Origin of the sequence: Curtobacterium sp. C2H10, from assembly GCF_025407985.1 — a bacterium.
GTDB lineage: Bacteria > Actinomycetota > Actinomycetes > Actinomycetales > Microbacteriaceae > Curtobacterium.
On the sequence record NZ_JABXGF010000018.1, the window covers coordinates 1 to 20,284 of the forward strand.

Below are 20,284 nucleotides of genomic sequence, written 5' to 3' on the forward strand. Positions count from 1 at the left end.
TCGCCGCCGTGGGCACCGTCGGCGCGGCCGCCGTCGGTGAGGGCGTCGTCCGCGCGTGCGGCGTCGGCCGTGGTGCTGCCGTGCGTCTCCTCGACCACGAAGCGGTGCACGTCGGTGGTCCGACCGGCACCGGCGCGGTCGAGTGCGGCGAGCAGCGAGCCGTCGGCAGCGGCCTCGGCGTCGGCGTCGGCAGGGTCGTCGTCCGTCTCGTGCCACTGTTCCCGGGCCCACCCGCGCTCCGGCATCCGGACGAGGTCGCTGCCGGCCGCGAGCGCCACCACGGCGGGCACACCGACCTCGAGGGCCGCGAAGGCCCCGACGACCAGCGCGTGCGGACCGACGTCGGCCAGGCGGCCCGGGCCGAACGACCCCGCCGAGAGCCACGCCACGAGCCCGGTGAGCACACCGGCGACGATGCCCGCAGCAACGCCGCCGAGCGCCCGGTGCAGGGCGGAGTTCGCACTGCCGAGGGCCTGCACGAGCCGGGGGCGCAGGAGGCCGCCGGACGCGAACCCGGCCACGACCGGCACGAGGACCCAGACCAGGCCGAACGCGTGCCCGGACGCCGGGAGCGCGCCGAACACCGGCAGGCCGGGGATCGGCCCGAGCGTCGTGCCGATCGGCGACACGCTGGAACCGGTCCCGATCGCGAAGCCGGGCCCGACGAGCCACGACGTCGCCCAGCCGACGAAGTCCGGCAGGAACGCGAGCTGGCCGACCGTCAGGGCGATCCCCCCGACCACGCCGGCGTGCGACCGCTCGTAGAGGGAGATGACCTCGGCGAAGGAGGCGAAGAGCAGGAAGGCGACGACGACCCCGGCGACGGCGACGACCGCAGCCGTCGCGGCGGTGCCGGCACGGAGGCCGAACGCCGCGATCGCACGCCAGGCGGTCGGGACACGGTCGAGCTGGTCGAGCACGCGCCCGGTGACCGGGTCGGCCGGGAGCCCCCGTCGCCGTCGGCACACCTCGCTCGTGACGAGGGCTGGGATCCCGAACCAGAGCGCCGGGAGGACGATCGCCTGCCAGAGCGTCGGCACGGTCGCAGCGGACCGGGAGGACAGTGCGACGAGGAGCCCGAGGACGGCGACGACGCCGGTGCCGACGAGGAGCCCGGTCGTGCGGTGCTCGGTCTCGGCGAACCGGCGCCCGGCACGTCCGGCGAGCCAGGCGGTCACGAGGGCGAACCCGAGCGCCGCGAGCGTCACGTGGATCGGGTCGGTGGCGCCGCTCACCCCGGACGACCTCGCGAGCGCCGAGCCGAGCACGAACGACACGTCGACCCCGTGCCCGACGAGCCACACGCTCCCCGTGGCCTTCCAGAACACGTCCCAGTCGACCTGGAGTCCGTACTCGAAGCCCCACAGGAGCGTCAGCGGCACGAGGGCGATCCCGATGCCGACGCCGACCGTCACGACCGCCTCGATCGCGGCGAGCACTGCGGTTCCCAGGCGGTTCATCGCAGCGAGGATACGTGCTCCGCCGCGCAACCCGCGGCAGCCGCGCGGCTGCTGTGGAGAACGTCCGGCACCGGAGCGGACGGGAGGCGCGGTGCCAGCCGGCACCGCGCCTCCCGTCCGTCCGGACCCGCGAGCGCTACTTGCTCGCGACCACCTCGCGCAGCAGCGCCGCGGTCTCCGACGGCGTCTTGCCGACCTTGACGCCAGCGGCCTCGAGCGCCTGCTTCTTCGCCTCGGCCGTCCCGGCGGAGCCGGACACGATCGCACCGGCATGGCCCATCGTCTTGCCCTCCGGCGCGGTGAAGCCCGCGACGTAGCCGACGACCGGCTTGGTGACGTGCGCCTTGATGTAGTCGGCCGCACGCTCCTCGGCGTCGCCGCCGATCTCGCCGATCATGACGATCGCCTCGGTCTCGGGGTCGGCCTCGAACGCGGCGAGCGCGTCGATGTGCGTGGTGCCGATGACCGGATCGCCGCCGATGCCGATGGCGGTCGAGAAGCCCAGGTCACGCAGCTCGTACATCATCTGGTAGGTCAGCGTGCCCGACTTCGAGACGAGACCGATCGGGCCCTTGCCGGTGATCGTCGCCGGGGTGATGCCGACGAGCGACTCCCCGGGGGTGATGATGCCGGGGCAGTTCGGGCCGATGATGCGGGTCTTGCCACCGAGGGCCTTGGCGTGCGCCCAGAACTCCGCGGAGTCCTGCACGGGGATGCCCTCGGTGATGACGACCACGAGCGGGATCTCGGCGTCGATGGCCTCCACCACGGCGTCCTTCGCGAACGCCGGCGGCACGAAGACGATGGAGACGTCGGCACCGGTGGTGTCGATGGCCTCGCGCACCGAGCCGAACACCGGCAGCTCGACGTCGCCGTGGGTCACGGTGGTGCCGGCCTTGCGGGCGTTGACGCCACCGACGACCTGCGTGCCGGCCTTGAGCATGAGCGCGGTGTGCTTGGTGCCCTCGCCGCCGGTGATGCCCTGGACGATGACCTTGGAGTCCTTGTTGAGGAAGATCGACATGGTCAGTCCCTTCAGGCCGCTGCGGCGGCGAGTTCGGCGGCCTGCTCGGCCGCGTCGTCCATGGTCGCGGCGACGGTGACGAGCGGGTGCGCTGCCTCCGCCAGGATCCGACGACCCTCTTCCACGTTGTTGCCGTCGAGGCGCACGACGAGCGGCTTGGTGGCTGCGTCGCCGAGGATGCCGAGCGCGGCGACGATGCCGTTCGCGACGGCGTCGCAGGCGGTGATGCCGCCGAAGACGTTCACGAAGACGCTCTTCACCTGGGGGTCGCCGAGGATGACGTCGAGGCCGTTGGCCATGACCTCGGCCGAGGCGCCGCCGCCGATGTCGAGGAAGTTGGCGGGCTTCACGCCGCCGTGGCGCTCACCGGCGTAGGCGACGACGTCGAGCGTCGACATGACGAGTCCCGCACCGTTGCCGATCACGCCGACCTGGCCGTCGAGCTTGACGTAGTTGAGACCGTGGGCCTTCGCCTTGGCCTCGAGCGGGTCCTCGCTCGCGGTGTCCTCGAGCGCCTTGTGGCCCTCGTGCCGGAAGTCGGCGTTCTCGTCGAGCGAGACCTTGCCGTCGAGCGCGAGGATCTGGCCGTCGCCCGTGCGGACGAGCGGGTTCACCTCGACGAGGGTCGCGTCCTCGCCCTTGTAGACGTCGTAGAGCTTGACGAAGACGTCGGCGACCTGGTCCACGAGCTCCGCCGGGAACCCGGCCTGCTCGGCGATCGCACGACCGGCTGCGGCGTCGATGCCCGTCAGGGGGTCCACCTCGACGCGGGCGAGGGCCTCGGGCTTCTCGACGGCGAGCTGCTCGATCTCCATGCCGCCCTCGACGCTCGTGAGCGAGAGGTACGAGCGGTTCGCCCGGTCGAGCAGCACCGAGAAGTAGAACTCCTCGGCGATGTCCGCACCCTGGGCGATCATGACCCGCTTGACGGTGTGGCCCTTGATGTCGAGGCCGAGGATCGCCTGGGCGTGCTCGAAGGCCTCGTCCGGGGTCTTGGCGACCTTGACGCCGCCGGCCTTGCCGCGACCGCCGACCTTCACCTGCGCCTTGACGACGACGACTCCGCCGATCTTCTCGGCCGCCGCCCTCGCCTCGTCCGGGGTGTCGGCGATGATCCCCTGCAACACGGGGACGCCGTAGGACTCGAAGAGGTCCCTGGCCTGGTACTCGAAAAGATCCACGCTGTTCTTCTTCCCGCACGTTCCGTGCGATCGGCATCGGTTACCCGGTCGCCACACTCACCATCGAGGGTCGCTCGATGTCGAGACAACGGCCGGGAGCCAGCCTAGCGCCGGCAGGTGGACGCGCGGTGCGCGCCCGTCACGTCGCCCGCGCACCCGTCGGTCGGGAGGCGCGGATCACCTCCGCCCCGCCCGATCCGCTGGGCGCACCCGTCGAACGGTCCCCCAGCGTCCGCCCGGCAGTGTGGAACGGTGAACGACGCGCTCCGTACCCGCGCCGCCGACGTGTTCGGCTGGCGCCTCCGTCCCGACCAGGAATCCGTCATCGACGCCGTGCTCGACGGGCGTGACGCGCTCGCCGTGATGCCGACCGGATCGGGGAAGTCCGCGATCTACCAGGTCGCCGGCCTCGAGCTGGACGGCGTCGTCGTCGTGGTCTCGCCCCTCGTCGCGCTGCAGGAGGACCAGGTCGTCGGACTCGAGCACCACGAGGGCGCTCCCCGTGCCGTCGCGATGAACGCCACGAGGAAGGCCCGCGCCGTCGCCGAGGCCTGGGACGCCGTCGCCGCCGGTGCGGTCGGATACGTGTTCCTGGCGCCCGAACAGCTCGCGAAGGACGACGTGCTCGAGCGACTCCGCGACGCCGGCGTCGTGCTGCTCGCCGTCGACGAGGCCCACTGCATCTCGTCCTGGGGCCACGACTTCCGGCCGGACTACCTGGCGCTCGGCGAGGTCGCGGAGCGTCTCGGCCGTCCGCCCGTGCTCGCACTGACCGCGACCGGCTCCGCTCCGGTGCGGGACGACATCGTCGAACGGCTCGGCATGCGCGACCCGTTCGTGCTCGCGTCGGGCTTCGACCGGCCCGGCATCCGGCTCGAGGTCGTCCGGCACGCCGAGGACGCCGAGAAGCGCGCGGCCGTGGTCGAGCAGGTGGCCGAGCTCGACGGCGCCACCGTGGTCTACGTCGCGACCCGTGCGGCGACCACGGAGTACGCGGACGCGCTCGCCGCCCGGGGTCGTCGGGCCCGGCCCTACCACGCCGGCATGCCGATCCGCGAGCGGGAGGCCGTGCACACCGGGTTCCTGGACGGCGACGTCGACGTCGTGGTGGCGACCAGCGCGTTCGGCATGGGCATCGACAAGCCGGACGTCCGGTACGTCGTGCACGCCGACGTGCCCGAGTCGATCGACGCCTACTACCAGGAGATCGGGCGTGCCGGACGGGACGCCGAACCCGCCGGCGCCACCCTGCACTACCGCGCCGAGGACTTCGGCCTGCGCACGTTCTTCGCGTCCGGGGCACCGCGGCCCGCCTCCGTCCGCGCCGTGTTCGACGCCGTCCCGGCCACCGGCTCGTCGCCCCGTTCGGCGGTCGAGGAGGCCTCGGGCCTCTCCGGCCGGACCGCGGGTCGCGCGCTCAACGCCCTGCTCGACGCCCGGGCCCTGCGCGAGGACGTGGACGGGATCGCCCGGGTGCCGGACGGTCCTCGGGACGCCGGCCGTGCGGCCCGTGCCGCCGCGGACCGCGCCGCCGAGCGGGAGCGGGTCGAGGAGTCCCGGATCGCGATGATGCGCCAGCTCGCCGAGACGACCGGCTGCCGGAGGCAGTTCCTGCTCGGCTACTTCGGGGACGAGCTGCCGGAACCGTGCGGGAACTGCGACACCTGTTCGTCGGGGACGGCCTACGACGCCGCCGCACACGTCGCCGACGGCGCCAACGACACGGCCTGGCCGCCGGACGCCCGGGTCGAGCACGCCGAGTGGGGCACCGGTGTCGTGATGAGCACGGAGGAGGACCGCATCACGGTGTTCTTCGAGTCCGCCGGCTACCGCACGCTCGCGCTGGCCGACATCGAGCGGCACGACCTGCTCGAACGGCTCTGACCCGCCGGATCGCCCGGGCGGGGAAGGCGCGGTCGCTCGACCACCCGTCGGCGACCGCGCTCCACTCCCCCGAGCACCCGCGATGCTGCCCTGGCGGCGTGACCGGCAGGTGTCCCCCGGGTGAACACGACACGAAACCGGACGCCCGTCGAGGCCTGACGGGTAGGCAGGAAGCCCGCAACGGAAAGGAACCACCATGAGCGATCCCGGCATCAGCCCCGTCGACGACTTCGAGGCCCAGCAGCGTCGCGACGACGACGTCGACCGCGAGCACGTCGGCCCGTACGAGGTGGACGAGTCCGAGGAGTCCCTCGAGACCGTCACGAACGACGCCGTCGCCGGCGAGACCGTCGAGCCGCAGCCCGGTGACGGTACCGACGACGGGCCGACCGGTGGCTCGCCGCGCGAGGGTTCCCCCGACCTGTGGGAGCACGACGACGACGAGGACCGTCCTGACCTCGGGAACGACCTCGGCACGAAGCCCCTCTGACCGACGGCCCCCACGGAGCACGGCCCAGTACGATCGGGCCGTGCTCCGTCGCGTCCAGGACAGTGTCCGCAGCATGCCCGCCGTGGCTCGGCTGCTGGCCCTCGCATCGCTCCTGCTCGTCGCGGCCGCAGCACACACGGGAGTCCGGTCCGGTGTGACCGACTGCGGTCCGGGCACGTACGGACCACCGTGCGGCACGAACGTGCTCTGGGTGCCGCTGGTCGTCGGCGGGGTGCTGCTCGCGGTGCTCGCCGGATCGCCGAGCCACCTCTGGCCGCTCCCGGCGATCTGGCTGGTCGCAGTCCTGGTCGCCGCCGCCACGGGGCAGGTCGGGAGCGCGGCGTTCCTCGTCGCCGCCCTGGTGGGCGGGACGCTCGCGCTCGCCGCCGCCATCGTGATCGACGTGCTCCCCCGCCTCCGCGCCGGACGGCGCGGGCCACGACCGTGAGCGGTCGCCGGACGGGAGGAACGGGGCCGGGCCCGCGCCGTCCCTCCAGTCCGTCCGTGGGCGGGGTCCCGGAACGCGACCTGCGTCGGTTCCTCGCCGACAGCACGCCCGTGGCCGCCGGAGGCCGGGCCATCCTGCTCCAGATCGCCGATCCCGTGGTCGCCGCGGGGGTCCGGCGGCACTCGGACTTCGCTCGACGGCCGCAGCAACGGCTCGCCCACACCCTCATGTTCGTGTACGCGGTGGTGGTCGGGACCGACGCCGACGCTGCCGTCGCGGCCGGTTTCGTGGACCGCGCCCACCGGCCGGTCGCCGGAGCCGACGACGTGGACCGGCAGCTCTGGGTGGCCGCGACCCTGTACGACTCCGCGATGCGCGCCCACGAGCTGTTCGGTACGCCAGCGGGACCCGTGCTGGCCGAACGCGTGCTCGACGCCTACGCCCCGATCGGCACGGCGCTGCGCGTGCCCGCGGACCGTTGGCCGGCGACGGTGGCGGACTTCGACCGCTACTGGACCCGCACGCTCGCCGGGCTCCGCGTCACCGACGACGCCCGCGGCGTCGTGCGCGACCTGCTGCACCCCCGGTTCGCGCCGCTGTGGGTGCGGGCGGCGATGCCGCTCGTGCGGGTCGTCACCGTCGGGATGCTCCCGGACGCCCTCCGGTCGCAGTACGGCTTCGCGTGGGGGCCGCGCGAACAGCGGCGCTTCCGGCGGACCGTGCGCCGCTTGCGGGTCGCCCGGGCGATCCTGCCCGGGTGGCTGCTGCGGCTGCCGGGGCCGCTGCTCCTGCGGGCGATGCGGCGGCACGCGGCCGGGGGTCAGCCGGCGAGGACCCGGACGGCGTAGTCGCCGACCATCACCACGTCACCGGGTCGGGCCACGACCTGCGCGCCACCGACGCTCGGCTCCTGCGCCCCGGACGCCCGGACCACCACCGTGCCGTTCGCGGAGCCGAGGTCCTCGACCACGAGTCCACCGTCGCCCGTCGGCCGGATCGCCGCGTGCTCGCGCGACACCGAACGACCCGGGTCGTCGAGCAGCACCGCACGCCGTCCGGGCGCCGTCTGGACCTTGCGCCCCAGGACCACCGGTTGGTCGAGCGGCACCACGTTGCCCGGTGCGACCTCGAGCACGAGCCGCGGCACCACACCGATCGTGGGGAGCTGCTGGTCGGTGTGCACCACGGCGTCCGGCTCGCGGTCGGACACCGGTGCGCTCGGCAGCACCCACGCCCGCGACAGGTGACCGGCCTGTCGATCGCGCTCGACCTCGGCGTGGGTGACGACCGGACGCTCCGGTGTCCCCTCGTCCTTGCGACGTCGTGCCACGGTGTACCCCTCGTTCTGGTTCTTGTCCCCACCTGGTGCGAGATGCAACGGAATCAAGTATCGTCGAACCGCCGGGGGGCTCCCGGTACATCAAATACCGCATCGGGAGGGTATGCACATGGCAAACGTCAACGTCACCTACGACGATCTCCGCAACCAGGCTTCGCAGCTGCGCAACGGCCAGAAGTCCATCGAGGACCAGCTGAGCCAGCTCAAGAGCCAGATCGACAACCTCGTGTCGTCGGGCTACGTCACCGACAAGTCGTCCAAGGCGTTCGACGCGACGTACTCGGAGTTCAACTCCGGCGCGACGCAGACGATCCAGGCGATCGACGGCATGGCCGGGTTCCTCGAGAGCGCGGCGAACACGCTCGAGTCGACGGACGAGCAGCTCGCTTCGAGCATCGGCTAGTCAGGACCAGCACGACGGTGGCCGGCGCCTGGGGGTGCCGGCCACCGCTCTCGCCGCAGGGGCGGCGTCGAACGACCAGCAACAGTAGGAATCCACCGGGGGAACCGTGGCCGGCACCATCAAGCTCGATCTCGACCTGATCGGGAATCTCGCATCCGACCTCTCGAGGCTGCACGGCGACTTCCAACACATCGCCTCTGCCGCATCCGACTACAAGACCGGCATCGGCTCGATGACGGTCGGCAGTGCGATCGACGACTTCGCCGGCAACTGGGACATCCGGCGCGGGCGCCTCCAGGAGTCGATCAAGGCCGTGGCCGAGATGGCCGAGAGCGCGCACGACGGCTTCACCCAGACCGAGGTCGAGCTCGCGAACAAGATCCTCGGGAAGGACAGCTGATGGCACGGCCCAGCGACTGGAGCGCCGTCGACATGCAGCTCGACCCGGTGCCCGGCGACCCGGCCGAGATCCGGCAGTCCGCCTCCGGTGCCCGTTCGATCGAGCAGGCCATCACCGAGCAGGTCAACCGCCTCAACAGCCTGAAGGACGGCGAGGGCTGGGAGAGCGAGTCGGGGACGAAGTTCCGCGACTCCGCCGGAGACCTCGCCGGCGCCATCGAGAAGGCCAAGGGCCGCTACACCGAGCTCGCCGCCGCGCTCGACCAGTGGGCGGACGGGCTCGAGGGGCTCCAGCGCGAGGCCGACGCAGCCCTGCTGCAGGCGCAGGACGCGCGGGACGCGCACCGCGCTGCGGCGAACCAGACCATCACGGCCGAGGCCGACAGTCCGGAACACCAGGACCAGGTCGACGCGCAGGACCGGGCGCTGAGTTCGGCGCAGGGTGACATCGACGCGGCGAAGGCGATCATCCACCGGCTCGCCGGTCCCTTCGGCGAAGAGGGCGAGTACGGGGAGCTGGCCAGTCGGGTCGCCGATCGCATCCGACAGGGCGCGGACGACGGGCTGAAGGACGGCTGGTTCGACCACGTGAAGCAGGCCATCCACGGGGCGCGCGGCGTGCTCAACGTCATCAAGGATGCGCTCGACGCCGTCGGCGCCGTCCTTCTGGTCGTCACCGTGGTCGCGGCCATCTTCTTCCCCGTGGCGCTCCCGGTGATCGCCGCCATCGGGCTCGCTGTGGCCGGCGCGAAGCTGCTGATCACGGCAACGCAGGCGGTGGCGGGTGACGCGAGCGCGGGGGACGTCGGCAAGGACGCCCTCGGCTTCGCACTGGCCGGGGTCGGGTTCGGTGCCGCCAAGTACGCCGGCTCCGCGATGGGGCTGCTGCGGGGCGCAGTGGGAGAGACACGTGCAGCATCGGCTGCCGCTGCGGCGCGAAACGCGAACGCCGGAGTGGGCGGCGAGCTGAGTGCGTTCCTCCGGGGTGGCGATGCCGGCATCCGGGAGGCAGAAGCGGTCGGACGGAAGCCCCTCACGGCGTTGCTCGACACGTACGTGACCGGCGGTCTGATGGAGACCGCTCAGGTCCTCAAGCTTGCGCCGGATTCCGCCCTCGCACGCGAGGCAGCGACGCGCGCAGCGCTGGCCAACGGTGTCGTCGCCGGCTCCGGACTTCCCGGTCTCCCGGATCTGCCGGAACCCGTGGTGAACGTCGTCTCCGCCGCCACGGACTGGAACGGGTACTGGAAGTCGAAGAGCGAGATCCACGTCGGTTCCCTGTGACACAGTACCGAGTCCTCTTGCCCGACGGGTGGTACCGGTACCCGGTCGACGGCGATCCGAAGCGCGCTTCGCGAGCGTTCGCCGATCGTCACCTGGTCCTCCGGGGTGGGGACGACCCGACGGCTGTGGAGGCACGGCGCCGCGCGCGCGACGACATCCGCTCCGCCTTCGGCACGATGGCGAACGCGGGGACGACGGACCTGTACTTCTTCGACGGCCAGTTCGGCGGAGTGCCGATGAACATGTTGTTCACGGTCGGTGTGGTCTACCTCGGACCGACGATCGCCGATCTCGAACTCCCTGCGGTCGCTCCGGTGCTCGGTGCATCGACGACGCTCACGGAGTTGCCCGTGGGGGAAGCACTCCGGGCGCGGTCCGAAGGAGAGATCGACGGAGGAGGATCGCTGCCGTCGTCGCTCCCCGGTGACATCGCCGCGGCGTTCCTCGCTGTATCGGGATCAGGCGGGCCAGCGAGGACGACTCGCGTGGACTACCTCCTGCCGGTGCCGCAGGAGCACGGCTCCTTCGCGCTGATCTCGTTCCAGTGCGCGGGCGATCCGTTCGTGGACGAGCGCGTTGCACACTTCGACATCCTGATGACCGGCTTCGCCTGGGACGGCGGGCGATGAAGTTCACCTGGCCACCGACCGACACGCTCCGTCCACTCGACCTCGAAGCGCATCGTCGTGATCCCTCGAGTGCGCCGACGATCATCAGACTCCTCAACGAAACGGATGCAGCAGCAGCCTGGACGGTCCTCGAGGACTCGCGCGAGGTCGGCTGGGTCGCCGTCCGCACGGCCCCGCTCGACGGCCGTCCCGCCGGGGTCGCCCGGGCTGGCCTCCGTGCGTCTGATCCGATCGGGCCGATCGAGGAATCGATGCTCCCCACGAGCAGCGGCGACACGCTGCGACTGGTCCAACGCCTCGCGCTGGAACGGCCGGACGGCGCAGCCTTCGTCGTGGTCCAAGCATCGTGGTCCTGGGTCGTGGGTGACGAGCTCGTCGTCCTCTCATCGAGCAGCGCCGAACCCGCGCTCGCCGAGCTGTTGATCGCACGCATCGACGCCCTCGCTGCGAAGATCGTCATCGATGCTTGAAACCCTTGCCCGCCCTGCCGCGTCGAGCGACCGGGCGGCCGCTGCGACCAGTGCCATGCGGCTCGTCATCGACGAGCGAGATCGGCTCGTCGTCCTCGACCAGGGCGGTGAACGAACGACGACGGACACCGTCGCCCGCGCCTGGTTCCTGAACGGCGACGTCCTCCCGAGGCACCTCGCGCCCACAGCCAGCAACGGCGCCGTGCTGATCGAGGACGTGAGCGGCAGCCTCTACCTCGTTCCGATCGACGATTGGTGGATGGCTCCCGTCTCCATCGTGCCGAAGGAACTCGCACTCCGCTCGAGCGGTCTCTCCGCGTTGCTCGATCGTTTCGGCACCGATGATCCACCGCCCGGCCACTTCGCCTCGGCCCACGTCCTGACACCCACGGATGAGCGGCGACGCCGCAGGATTCAGAAGATCCTGGTCGTCGTCATCCTGCTCGGACTCGGCGCATTCCTGACGGATGCATTCGGCCCGATCGTGCTGGCGATGACCCGCACCCCCGACGCCCCGGCCTTCGGATGGATCTCGGCCGGTGCAGCCGCCGCCAACGCATTGGTGGTGCTGGTCGTCGCCGCAGGGCGCAGGCGTCGGCCCAGGAGCGCCGACGCGCCGGCACTCCGGCCCGTGGCCGGCCCCTCCTGGTTCCGCAACGCGGCGTCGATCAGCGCGGACGACCAGGGTCTCGTCCTCGTCGACGGGCAGGGCATCGCGCAACGGTTGGCAACACCGGATCGGCATCTCGGGCCGGATGCCGTGGTGCGCGCGGCGTTCGTCCACGACGAGGACCCTCGAGTGCTGCTCATCGACGGAACGGACACCGTCCGCGCGCAGTTGCCGCTGCGTCTGTGGGCGCCGTCGCCGGACGAGGCACTCGTCCTCCGAGAGTTCCTGCAGCGTCTCGGTGTCCTTACCGTCGCATCCGACGATCTGCGCAACCAGCCCGCGCTCGCGCTTGACGAGATGCGCAGCAGCCGCGTCGGCCCGTCGTCGCTGATGCTGCCGAACGTCCTGGGCGCCGTACCCGCGTACCCGTTCCTCGCATCGTCGGCCTTCACGACGGTCGTGCTCGCCGGGGCTCGGTCGGCGGGCCCCGGGGACACCGCGACGATCGTCACGGCGCTGTTCGCCGCCATCGCGGTCGCAACGGTCGCCGCGGTCTTCGTCGTCGAATCGAGTTCGCGCCTCCCCGTCGCTCGCATCCGTCCGGAACAGCACGGACGTCCGGACCAGCCAGCGCTCACCCGACGCCACCTCGTCGCTGTGGGCATCCCGCTCATCGGAGCAGCTGTCGCCGTCTGGTACTTCGAGCAGGGCAACATCTTCTCTGCGACCAGCATCCTGCTCCTGGTGCTCGCCGTCCCACTGGTCTCGTGGCTGACGTTCCGTCGCCGTCGCGCAGAGCGGGGAAAGGCACCGGTCGGGCTCGGACGGTGGATCGTGATCGGAGCCCCGAGAGGAGACGAATGACTCGCCTGCTGTGGAACTACAACCGCGCGTGGACGCTGCTCGACGACGAGGGTGAGGTCGACGAGGTCACCGACGCAGCGGTGGAGCATGCGCTTGCGCAGGCGAAGCAGCGGCCGAAGCGTCGAGAACGCACGGTGCTCCGAACGGTCGTGCGTGACATCGCCGCCTTCCAGACCGCGGCGAAGGCGGAGACCTGCTTCGTGCTCTCGACCACGGCGCCGACGGTCCGAGCGATCGCGTACACGGTCGTGCACACCGTCGCCGGTGTCGACCGCGCGGACACCTTCATCGACGACGCTCGTGCACCGCGGGCGTCCGGCATCGGCGACGCCAGTGTCGGGACACTCGACCTGCCCGTCGGCCGTGCAACGCTCGTGGAGATGCGGGAACGCAGCACCGGCGGCCGGGGGCGGCCGGTGATGCAGGTCGTTCGTGCGATCATCCCCATCGTCGACGGCTTGAACGAGCTCACGGTGGTCGTGTCCTTCTTCGTCCCGGACGAGAACGACAGCGCCCTCGCTCGGCCCATGCTCGATGAGCTCCTCCGCGACCTGCGCATCGACTGGGGGTGAGCGTCATCGACGGGGCGGAGACGGTCGCCCACGCGGCCGTGCTGAGCGACCGACGCGCCGCGCGGGGTCAGCTGGAGTCACTCGCTGTCGTGGACGACCGCTTGTACGGCGTGCGGTCGACGGGCCACCTCGCGCTCACCGGGCGGATCGTGGCCGCTTGGGCCCTCGACTGGTCGGACGTCCCGCGCTCGATCGTCGCGAGTCCCGGCAACGGAGCCGTCGCGATCCGCGACGAGCACGGACGCGAGTTCATCGTGCCGATCGACGACTGGTGGATCATGGCGTCGAGCCCGACGCTCTTGTCCACCGCACTCGATTCGAGCGGTCTCGCGTTGCTGATCCAGCGGTACGGAGCATCGGCAACGCTCAACGGAACCCCACGTCCCACGGTCATCCTTCCTCGGCCACCGGCGTTCTTCACCCGTGCCGAGCTCCTCGTGCGCGTGGCGGTCCTCGGGGGTGGTGCGCTCATCCCGCTCTCCGTCGCCTCCGCCCTCGTCGTGGCAGCGACGGCGCATCGCCTGCTCTGGGAGTTGTGGAGCCTCCCACAGATCGCGGCATCGATCGCTGTCGTCGTCGCTGCCTTCTCGGTGATCATCGGCAGGCGACGGATCACGAGGGAACCGACTGACGCGATCCGACCACACGGACCAGCTTGGTTCACGAGTATGGCATCGCTGTCGGTCAACGGTGGTCAGCAGCTGGAGCTCACGGACGGCCAGGGCATGTGGCGCCGTCTGGAGACTCCCAGTTCGACGCTGTCCCCGATGGCGGTCAGCCGTGTGGTGTTCACCGACCACGCTCGTCGCACTGCTCTGCTGGTCGACGGCTCCGGTACCGTTCGCGCAGAACTGGATGCAGCGACCTGGTACCCGGACGGACCCGACCAGCTGACGGCGTTCTTCAACGCATCCGGCATCCTGACGGCGCATCAACCGGACGTGCGGTCTTCTCCGGCGCAGCGCCTCGACACCCGATCCAGCCTGGACATCGCGAAGGGATCACTGTCGTCCTGCAACGAGCCCGGGGTCGCACGGGTGACGCCGGTCCTCGTCGCAACCATGTTGCCGGTCCTGGGTTCTGCGACGTCGTTCGCCGCGGGACTGCCCTGGGCCGGTGCACTGTGCCTCGCGCTCGCTGCGACGAACGTCTGCCTCACCTGCTGGCTGGGCTGGACGGAGACGTCTGTGCGCGTCGGCGACCCGACGAGAGTCACGGTCGACAAGCCCAACCGGATGAGCGGACGGTCCGCAGCGCTGACGATCGTCGTGCTGGCTTCGCTGCTGACCCTGCTCTGGACCGTTCCGGCCCAGCGCTGGGACCTCGTCGTCGCAGCCGTCTTGCTCGCGATGGCCCTCCCCGGTCTCGCTTGGGTGGTGTACCGGCGTCGAGCACTGATCAACGGGAGCGGCCCACTGGCGCTCCACCGGTGGTGGCTCAGCGGCGCATCACGAGGAGAGGAATCATGAAGAACCTGCACTTCCGGCCGATCGACGCCTGGACGTTCATCGAGCCCGGGGCGCCGGATGAAGTCGGGACGGCCGCTGCCACTCGCGCGGTGAGCTTCGCGGAGACGGCCGTGTCGTCGAGGGACCGTGCCCGCCTCGTGCGCGAGTTCAGCGACCTTGCTCGGTACCGCGACACGTTCGAGGCGCCGGACTTCGCCGTCCTCACCACGAACAGACCGTCAGTGCACGTCATCGCGCACACCGCGGTGCACTACCTCGTCGGAGACGGAGCGGCCGACTTCGTGATCGACGACTCCTGGGCGGAGCGCCGCGATGGATCGCTCACTGCTGACCCCGAGATCACGACGACACGCACCGCGCTGGGTACCGCCACACGGATCCTGCTCAGACACACTTCGGAACCGAGCAGGTTCCTCCGGAGACGATCCGTCAAGACCTCGGTCCGATGGGTGCAGCCGTTCTCCGACGAATCGCTCTCCCGCACGGCCGTGCTCACATCGGTGATCGCGCACGAGAGCAACGTCGATCTCGCGCTGCCGCACGTGGACCGGCTCGCGCTCAGCCTCGAACTCCGGGAGACGTCATGAGCGGCGCCGCGGACCCGACGCCCGTCGGCCTCCCCGACCTCGAGGGCCTCGCCGGCGCGGACTGGTTGGTCGTCCCGCTGCCGGAGGATGTCCGGGGCAAGCCGAAGCGCTGGGCGAACTCGACTACCTACCGGCTCTTCCCCTGGTACGTGCGACCGTTCAAGACCGTGGAGGTCATCTTGACCGCTGGGTCGCTCGAGCAGCACTGCAGGATGAGCGCGCCCGACCTCCGGTTCGCGTTCTTCCGCCCGCAAATCACATCCCCGACGGACACGACGACCGTCTCCGTCACCGCGACCGGGGACAGACTGGGCGGTACCGGCATCCCACCCTTCGAGGGCCTCCGCGCCGGCGCCCAGACGGTGTGGGAGCAGACAGGGGAGACGTGGCCGTTCGTCGATCCGACGGGAGCCGTGGTCGCGCGCTGCTGGCGTTTCCGATCCGGCACCCTGACCATCACGGTCACCGGTCTCGGCGATCACGCTGCGGCCTTCGCTGCCGCTGAGGCGTCCCTGGAGGCGTTCGTCCGACGCATCCACAACGCGAGGTGAGCGCTGGGGCTGGACGCGTCGCAGGTGAGCCGACCCGTTCCCCCACACCGCGCCTCCAGTCCGACCGCCCATCCACAAGCCGGGCGCAACCCGGCCTGCACGTCGCAGGAACCTGCGAGAATCGACCCATGAGCGGCAGCACGACGCTGCGGGGGGCCTCGACGGGGTGCTCCGCGACGACCAGGACCCACGACGTGGCAGGTGCCGCGTGCGCCTGACGTTCACCGCGACCCACCTGCCGACCGACGCCACCGCGGACTTCGTGGTCGAGTGCGACGAGGACACCGTCCTCGGCGAGGTCGTCGAGATCGTCGCCCGTCGCTTCGGCCTGAGCGCCGAGTCCATCGTCGAGGTCGCGGTCGACGCCGTCCCGACGACCCCGCACGCGCGGCTCGGTGACGGTGTCCTGCTCGAGGGGTCCCGCCTGACCTTCGGCGCCCCCGCGCCGGTCCTCCCGCTGCCGGCAGACCTGCCGAGCGTCCGCATCGTGGGCGGGCCCGGTGCCGGCACGGTCGTGGTGCTCGACGCGGGCATCGCGCACGTCGGTTCCGCTCCGGACGCCACGGTGCACCTGCCGGACCGCACCGCCCCGGAGTACGCGGCGATCCTGCGCCTCGACCTCAACCGGCGGTTCTCGATCATCCCGACGCGCGGCTCGCGCGTCCTCGTCGACGGCACGGAGCTCGACGAGGAGACGCCCGTCGAGCCCGGCAGCGTCGTCACGATCGGCGACACGCTGCTGTCGGTCGCGGTCCCGGACGCCGACCGGGCGGCGATCACGCTGACACCAGGTGGCGGGACGCTCGACTACACCCGGCCGCCGCGCCTGCTGCCGGAGGAGACGCCGACGGTCTTCAAGCTGCCGGCGGCGCCGGGGCAGCAGTCGCGCCGTTCCATCCCGATCATCGCGGCGCTCGCGCCGCTCGGCATGGCGGCCGTGATGATCTCGATCTTCCACAACGTCGCGTACCTGGCCTTCGGCCTCATGTCGCCGATCATCATGTTCGGCAACGCCTGGTGGGACCGCCGCAACGGCAAGAAGACGCACCGGCAGCGGGTGGCCGAGTACGAGGAGACGAAGAAGGCGGTCGAGGCGGACGCCCTGGAGGCAGTGGTCCGGTACCAGCGCGAGTCACGCACCAGCGCGCCCGACCCGGCGACGGTGCTCGACATCGCCCTGCGCCGTCGCGCCCGGCTGTGGGAGCGTCGGCGGACCGACCCCGACTACCTCACGCTGCGCGTCGGCACGGCGGACGTGCCGTCCGGCGTCGTGCTCGAGGACCCGGCAGCGCTGGAGCACCGGCGGGCGGTCGACAAGCTGGCCGAGGACGTGCCGGTCGTGGTCGACCTCGGCGAGCACGGCGTGGTCGGTGTCGCCGGGCGCGACGAGCACACCAGGCACCTCACGTCGTGGCTCGTGGCGCAGCTCGCGGTGCTGCAGAGCCCGCGGGACACCCAGTTCGTGGTGCTCACCGACGCGCAGTCCGCCGACGAGTGGGCCTGGCTGCGATGGGTGCCGCAGGCGCGACCGGGCTTCGGGCAGGACGCCGTCATCGCGATCGGCAACGACGCCGAGACGCTGGGCGCGCGGGTCGCCGAGATCGGGCAGCTCATCGACGCACGGCAGCGGGCGATGCGCGAGTCGAACGTGCGGGGGATCCCCGGTCCCGACGTGGTCGTGGTGCTCGACGGCGCTCGACGGCTGCGCGCACTGCCGGGCCTGATCCGCATCCTCAAGGAGGGCCCAGCGGTCGGTGTCCGGGCGATCTGCATCGAGGAAGAGGCACGCCTGCTGCCCGAGGAGTGCTCGGTCGTCGTCACGGTGGGTCCGGAGCGCATCCGTGTCGCCGCCCAGCGTCAGGCGACGGTCACCGACGTCCGACCGGACCGCATCCCGGACGGCTGGTTCGAGACCGTCGCCCGGGCGGTGGCGCCGATGGTCGACGCCGACGACGAGAGCGATGCCGGTGGGCTGCCGTCGTCGTCGCGGCTGCTCGACGTGATGCTGCTGGAACCGCCGACGGCGCGGGCGATCACGGGCAAGTGGAACGTGCGTGCGCGCACCACCGAGGTGGTCGTGGGCGAGAGCCTCGACGGCCCGTTCGCGTTCGACCTCCGCAAGGACGGCCCGCACGGCCTGGTCGCCGGCACGACCGGGTCGGGCAAGTCCGAACTCCTGCAGACGATCGTCGCGTCCCTGGCGGCGACGAACACCCCGGAGGGCATGAACTTCGTCCTCATCGACTACAAGGGCGGCGCGGCGTTCCGCGACTTCGCGCCGCTGCCGCACACCGTCGGCATGGTGACGGACCTCGACACGCACCTGGTGGAACGCGCCCTCGAGTCGCTCGGTGCCGAGCTCCGTCGCCGCGAGCACCTGCTGGCCGACGCCGCCGCGAAGGACATCGAGGACTACGTCGACCGCCTCGTCCGCGGCGAGCCGCTGCCGCCGATGCCGCGCCTGCTCATCGTGATCGACGAGTTCGCGAGTCTCGTGCGCGAGCTCCCGGACTTCGTCACCGGCCTGGTCAACATCGCACAGCGGGGACGGTCACTCGGCATCCACCTCATCCTCGCCACGCAGCGTCCGACGGGTGTCGTGTCGAACGACATCCGCGCCAACACCAACCTCCGGATCGCGCTCCGGGTCACGGACTCGAGCGAGAGCACCGACGTCATCGACGCCGGTGACGCGGCGCAGATCCAGAAGAGCACGCCCGGCCGCGGGTACATCCGGCTCGGGGCCGGCGCGCTGCTGCCGTTCCAGGCCGGTCGGGTGGGCGGCCGGCGTCCGGGGCTGTCGACCGGACGCAAGCAGGTCTGGGCCGGAGCCGTCTCGTGGTCGTCGCTCGGCACCACCCCGCCGGCTCCACCGAAGTCGAAGGAGCTGCAGGCAGAGGAACGCACCGACCTGCAGGAACTGGTCGGCGCGGTGGCCGAGGCGGCGACGGAGCTCGGTGGACCGGCTCCCTACCGTCCGTGGCTCGACGCCCTGCCGGAGACGCTGCTCTTCACCGACCTGAACGACCGGGCGTGGGAGCTCGACGACAGCAGCACGACCGATGCCCGGGTCGGCCCGCTGCCCTTCGCGCTGCAGGACTTCCCGGCCGAGCAGGCGCAGCGCGTCCGGAGCCTCGACCTCGACTCGGACGGACACCTCTACGTGGTCGGTGCTCCGCGGAGCGGTCGGTCGCAGGTGCTCCGCACGATCGCCGCCGCGGTCGCCCGGAACACCTCGGCAGCCGACGTCCACGTGTACGCGCTCGACTGCGGCAACGGTGCGCTGCTGCCGATCCAGGCCCTCCCACACGCCGGCGCCGTCGTGCAGCGCGTGCAGACCGAACGCGCGCAGCGTCTCCTCACGAAGCTCACCCAGGAGCTCGCCCGCCGGCAGCAGGTCCTCGCCGACGGCGGGTTCGCGAGCATCGTCGAGCAGCGCGCGGCGGCGGTCGTGCCCGCCGACCGGCTCCCCCACATCGTGTTCATGCTCGACCGGTGGGAAGGGTTCGTCGGCTCACTCGGCGAACTCGACCACGGTGCACCGACCGACCAGGTGATGACCCTCCTGCGCGAAGGGGCGAGCGTCGGCATCCACCTGGTCGTCACCGGGGACCGTCAGCTCCTGTCGAGTCGGATGGCGACCCTGGTGGAGGACAAGCTCGTCCTCCGGCTCTCCGACCGCGGTGACTACGGCCTCGCGTCGCTCAACCCCCGCAAGCTGCCCGAGCAGGTCCCGGACGGACGGGCGTTCGCGTCGGAGTCCGCCACCGAGACGCAGATCGCCCTGCTCGCCGCCGCCGGCACCGGCCAGTCGCAGGCCGCAGCGATCACCGCGCTCGCGACCTTCGCGACCGAGCGCGACCGCGCGGTCGAGCGTGCCCGTCGGCCGTTCCGCGTCGACCAGCTGTCCGGGCCGGTGCCGTTCGACCGGGCGTGGGAGATGCGCGACGACGACGCCGGCCTGTTCGGCCTCGTCGGCATCGGCGGGGACGACCTCACCGCCATCGGGCCGGACCTCGCGGCCGCGGGCTCGTTCGTCGTGGGCGGTCCCGCGAAGTCCGGTCGGAGCTCCGTCCTGCTGTCGATCGCACGGTCGGTGCTGCGCGAGGGGGGCGAGATCGTGCTCGTCACCCCGCGGCAGTCGCCCCTGCGCGCCCTCGCGTCCGAGCCCGGCGTCCTCGGCGCGCACGAGGGCGTCGACGTCACCGAGGCTGACCTCGCGCCGCTGTTCGACGGGCAACCCGCCCGCCGGGTCCTCGTCATCGACGATGCCGAGCTCGTCAAGGACGCACCCGCGAAGAGCTGGCTGCAGGGCTTCGTGAAGAGCGCGGCGGACAACGGGCAGGCCATCGTCGCGGCGGGGTTGACGGCCGAGTTCGGCGTCGGGTTCACGGGCTGGCAGGTGGACATGAAGCGACGTCGGTCGGGGGCGCTCCTCAGCCCGCAGGCGATCACCGAGGGCGACCTGCTCGGCATGCGCCTGCCGCGCAGCAGCATCGTCGAACGGGTGCAGGTCGGCTCCGCGCTGGTGCACCTCGGCGACGGCGAACTGGTGTCGGTGCAGGTTCCGGTCCCCTGATCGCACCCCGGTTCTTGTCACACTGACAAATACCGTGGTAC

20 protein-coding genes are annotated in these 20,284 nt (G+C 71.5%); 15 read left to right on the plus strand and 5 right to left on the minus strand.

Annotated elements, in window-relative coordinates:
• The 3 genes from HWD93_RS08795 to sucC all read right to left on the minus strand — a co-directional run.
• On the minus strand, positions 1-1,460 hold a 1,460-nt coding region (locus HWD93_RS08795; protein ID WP_261646600.1), incomplete at its 3' end, for a DUF6350 family protein.
• Positions 1,461-1,596: 136 nt separating this feature from the next.
• On the minus strand, positions 1,597-2,484 hold the full coding sequence (gene sucD / locus HWD93_RS08800; RefSeq protein ID WP_261646601.1) for a succinate--CoA ligase subunit alpha: 888 nt from the start codon (positions 2,482-2,484) through the stop codon (positions 1,597-1,599).
• Positions 2,485-2,495: 11 nt separating this feature from the next.
• Positions 2,496-3,665, minus strand: a complete 1,170-nt coding sequence (sucC, locus tag HWD93_RS08805; RefSeq protein ID WP_261646602.1) for an ADP-forming succinate--CoA ligase subunit beta — start codon at positions 3,663-3,665, stop codon at positions 2,496-2,498.
• A gap of 252 nt (positions 3,666-3,917) precedes the next feature.
• Between sucC and HWD93_RS08810 the strand changes: the two genes are divergently transcribed.
• The 4 genes from HWD93_RS08810 to HWD93_RS08825 all read left to right on the plus strand — a co-directional run bounded on the left by HWD93_RS08810 (position 3,918) and on the right by HWD93_RS08825 (position 7,335).
• Complete coding sequence (locus HWD93_RS08810) at positions 3,918-5,549, plus strand: RecQ family ATP-dependent DNA helicase (RefSeq protein ID WP_261646603.1); 1,632 nt, start codon at positions 3,918-3,920, stop codon at positions 5,547-5,549.
• 196 nt (positions 5,550-5,745) lie between these two features.
• A complete protein-coding gene (locus HWD93_RS08815; RefSeq protein WP_070417745.1) occupies positions 5,746-6,039 on the plus strand; it encodes a hypothetical protein in 294 nt (97 codons plus the stop codon).
• A 40-nt stretch (positions 6,040-6,079) separates the two neighbouring features.
• On the plus strand, positions 6,080-6,487 hold the full coding sequence (locus HWD93_RS08820; RefSeq protein ID WP_261646604.1) for a hypothetical protein: 408 nt from the start codon (positions 6,080-6,082) through the stop codon (positions 6,485-6,487).
• 56 nt (positions 6,488-6,543) lie between these two features.
• The gene (locus tag HWD93_RS08825; protein ID WP_261646605.1) at positions 6,544-7,335 is read left to right on the plus strand and encodes an oxygenase MpaB family protein; all 792 of its coding nucleotides are present in this window, start codon (positions 6,544-6,546) and stop codon (positions 7,333-7,335) included.
• Here the strand turns inward: HWD93_RS08825 and HWD93_RS08830 are convergent.
• The gene (locus HWD93_RS08830) at positions 7,308-7,865 is read right to left on the minus strand and encodes an FHA domain-containing protein (RefSeq protein ID WP_261646606.1); all 558 of its coding nucleotides are present in this window, start codon (positions 7,863-7,865) and stop codon (positions 7,308-7,310) included. The two genes, HWD93_RS08825 and HWD93_RS08830, sit on opposite strands and share 28 nt — an antisense overlap.
• 70 nt (positions 7,866-7,935) lie before the next feature.
• Here HWD93_RS08830 and HWD93_RS08835 point away from each other — a divergent pair, with 70 nt between their 5' ends.
• The 7 genes from HWD93_RS08835 to HWD93_RS08865 all read left to right on the plus strand — a co-directional run bounded on the left by HWD93_RS08835 (position 7,936) and on the right by HWD93_RS08865 (position 13,057).
• Positions 7,936-8,229, plus strand: coding sequence for a WXG100 family type VII secretion target (locus HWD93_RS08835; protein WP_070417742.1), 294 nt, complete (start codon positions 7,936-7,938; stop codon positions 8,227-8,229).
• Between the two features lie 106 nt (positions 8,230-8,335).
• The gene (locus HWD93_RS08840; protein WP_071294767.1) at positions 8,336-8,629 is read left to right on the plus strand and encodes a hypothetical protein; all 294 of its coding nucleotides are present in this window, start codon (positions 8,336-8,338) and stop codon (positions 8,627-8,629) included.
• The gene (locus HWD93_RS08845) at positions 8,629-9,912 is read left to right on the plus strand and encodes a WXG100 family type VII secretion target (protein WP_261646607.1); all 1,284 of its coding nucleotides are present in this window, start codon (positions 8,629-8,631) and stop codon (positions 9,910-9,912) included. The genes HWD93_RS08840 and HWD93_RS08845 overlap by 1 nt, the downstream gene beginning before the upstream one ends.
• 17 nt (positions 9,913-9,929) lie before the next feature.
• On the plus strand, positions 9,930-10,541 hold the full coding sequence (locus HWD93_RS08850) for a hypothetical protein (RefSeq protein ID WP_261646608.1): 612 nt from the start codon (positions 9,930-9,932) through the stop codon (positions 10,539-10,541).
• On the plus strand, positions 10,538-11,011 hold the full coding sequence (locus HWD93_RS08855) for a hypothetical protein (protein WP_261646609.1): 474 nt from the start codon (positions 10,538-10,540) through the stop codon (positions 11,009-11,011). Before HWD93_RS08850 ends, HWD93_RS08855 begins: the two co-directional genes overlap by 4 nt.
• Complete coding sequence (locus tag HWD93_RS08860; protein ID WP_261646610.1) at positions 11,004-12,485, plus strand: hypothetical protein; 1,482 nt, start codon at positions 11,004-11,006, stop codon at positions 12,483-12,485. Before HWD93_RS08855 ends, HWD93_RS08860 begins: the two co-directional genes overlap by 8 nt.
• A complete protein-coding gene (locus HWD93_RS08865) occupies positions 12,482-13,057 on the plus strand; it encodes a hypothetical protein (protein WP_092385215.1) in 576 nt (191 codons plus the stop codon). Before HWD93_RS08860 ends, HWD93_RS08865 begins: the two co-directional genes overlap by 4 nt.
• 67 nt (positions 13,058-13,124) lie before the next feature.
• On the opposite strand, the gene HWD93_RS08870 is transcribed toward HWD93_RS08865, so the two are convergent.
• Positions 13,125-13,364, minus strand: coding sequence for a hypothetical protein (locus HWD93_RS08870; protein ID WP_139199219.1), 240 nt, complete (start codon positions 13,362-13,364; stop codon positions 13,125-13,127).
• A gap of 193 nt (positions 13,365-13,557) precedes the next feature.
• Between HWD93_RS08870 and HWD93_RS08875 the strand changes: the two genes are divergently transcribed.
• The 4 genes from HWD93_RS08875 (at position 13,558) to HWD93_RS08890 (ending at position 20,243) form a co-directional block, all read left to right on the plus strand.
• Entirely contained in the window at positions 13,558-14,526 is a 969-nt protein-coding gene (locus tag HWD93_RS08875; protein ID WP_261646611.1) for a hypothetical protein, read from the plus strand.
• On the plus strand, positions 14,523-15,113 hold the full coding sequence (locus HWD93_RS08880; RefSeq protein ID WP_092385219.1) for a hypothetical protein: 591 nt from the start codon (positions 14,523-14,525) through the stop codon (positions 15,111-15,113). The genes HWD93_RS08875 and HWD93_RS08880 overlap by 4 nt, the downstream gene beginning before the upstream one ends.
• Positions 15,110-15,664: a hypothetical protein gene (locus tag HWD93_RS08885; protein WP_261646612.1), complete on the plus strand. Its 555-nt coding sequence runs from the start codon at positions 15,110-15,112 to the stop codon at positions 15,662-15,664. Before HWD93_RS08880 ends, HWD93_RS08885 begins: the two co-directional genes overlap by 4 nt.
• Positions 15,665-15,872: 208 nt before the next feature.
• A complete protein-coding gene (locus tag HWD93_RS08890) occupies positions 15,873-20,243 on the plus strand; it encodes an FtsK/SpoIIIE domain-containing protein (RefSeq protein WP_261646613.1) in 4,371 nt (1,456 codons plus the stop codon).
• The last annotated feature ends 41 nt before the right edge of the window (positions 20,244-20,284 follow it).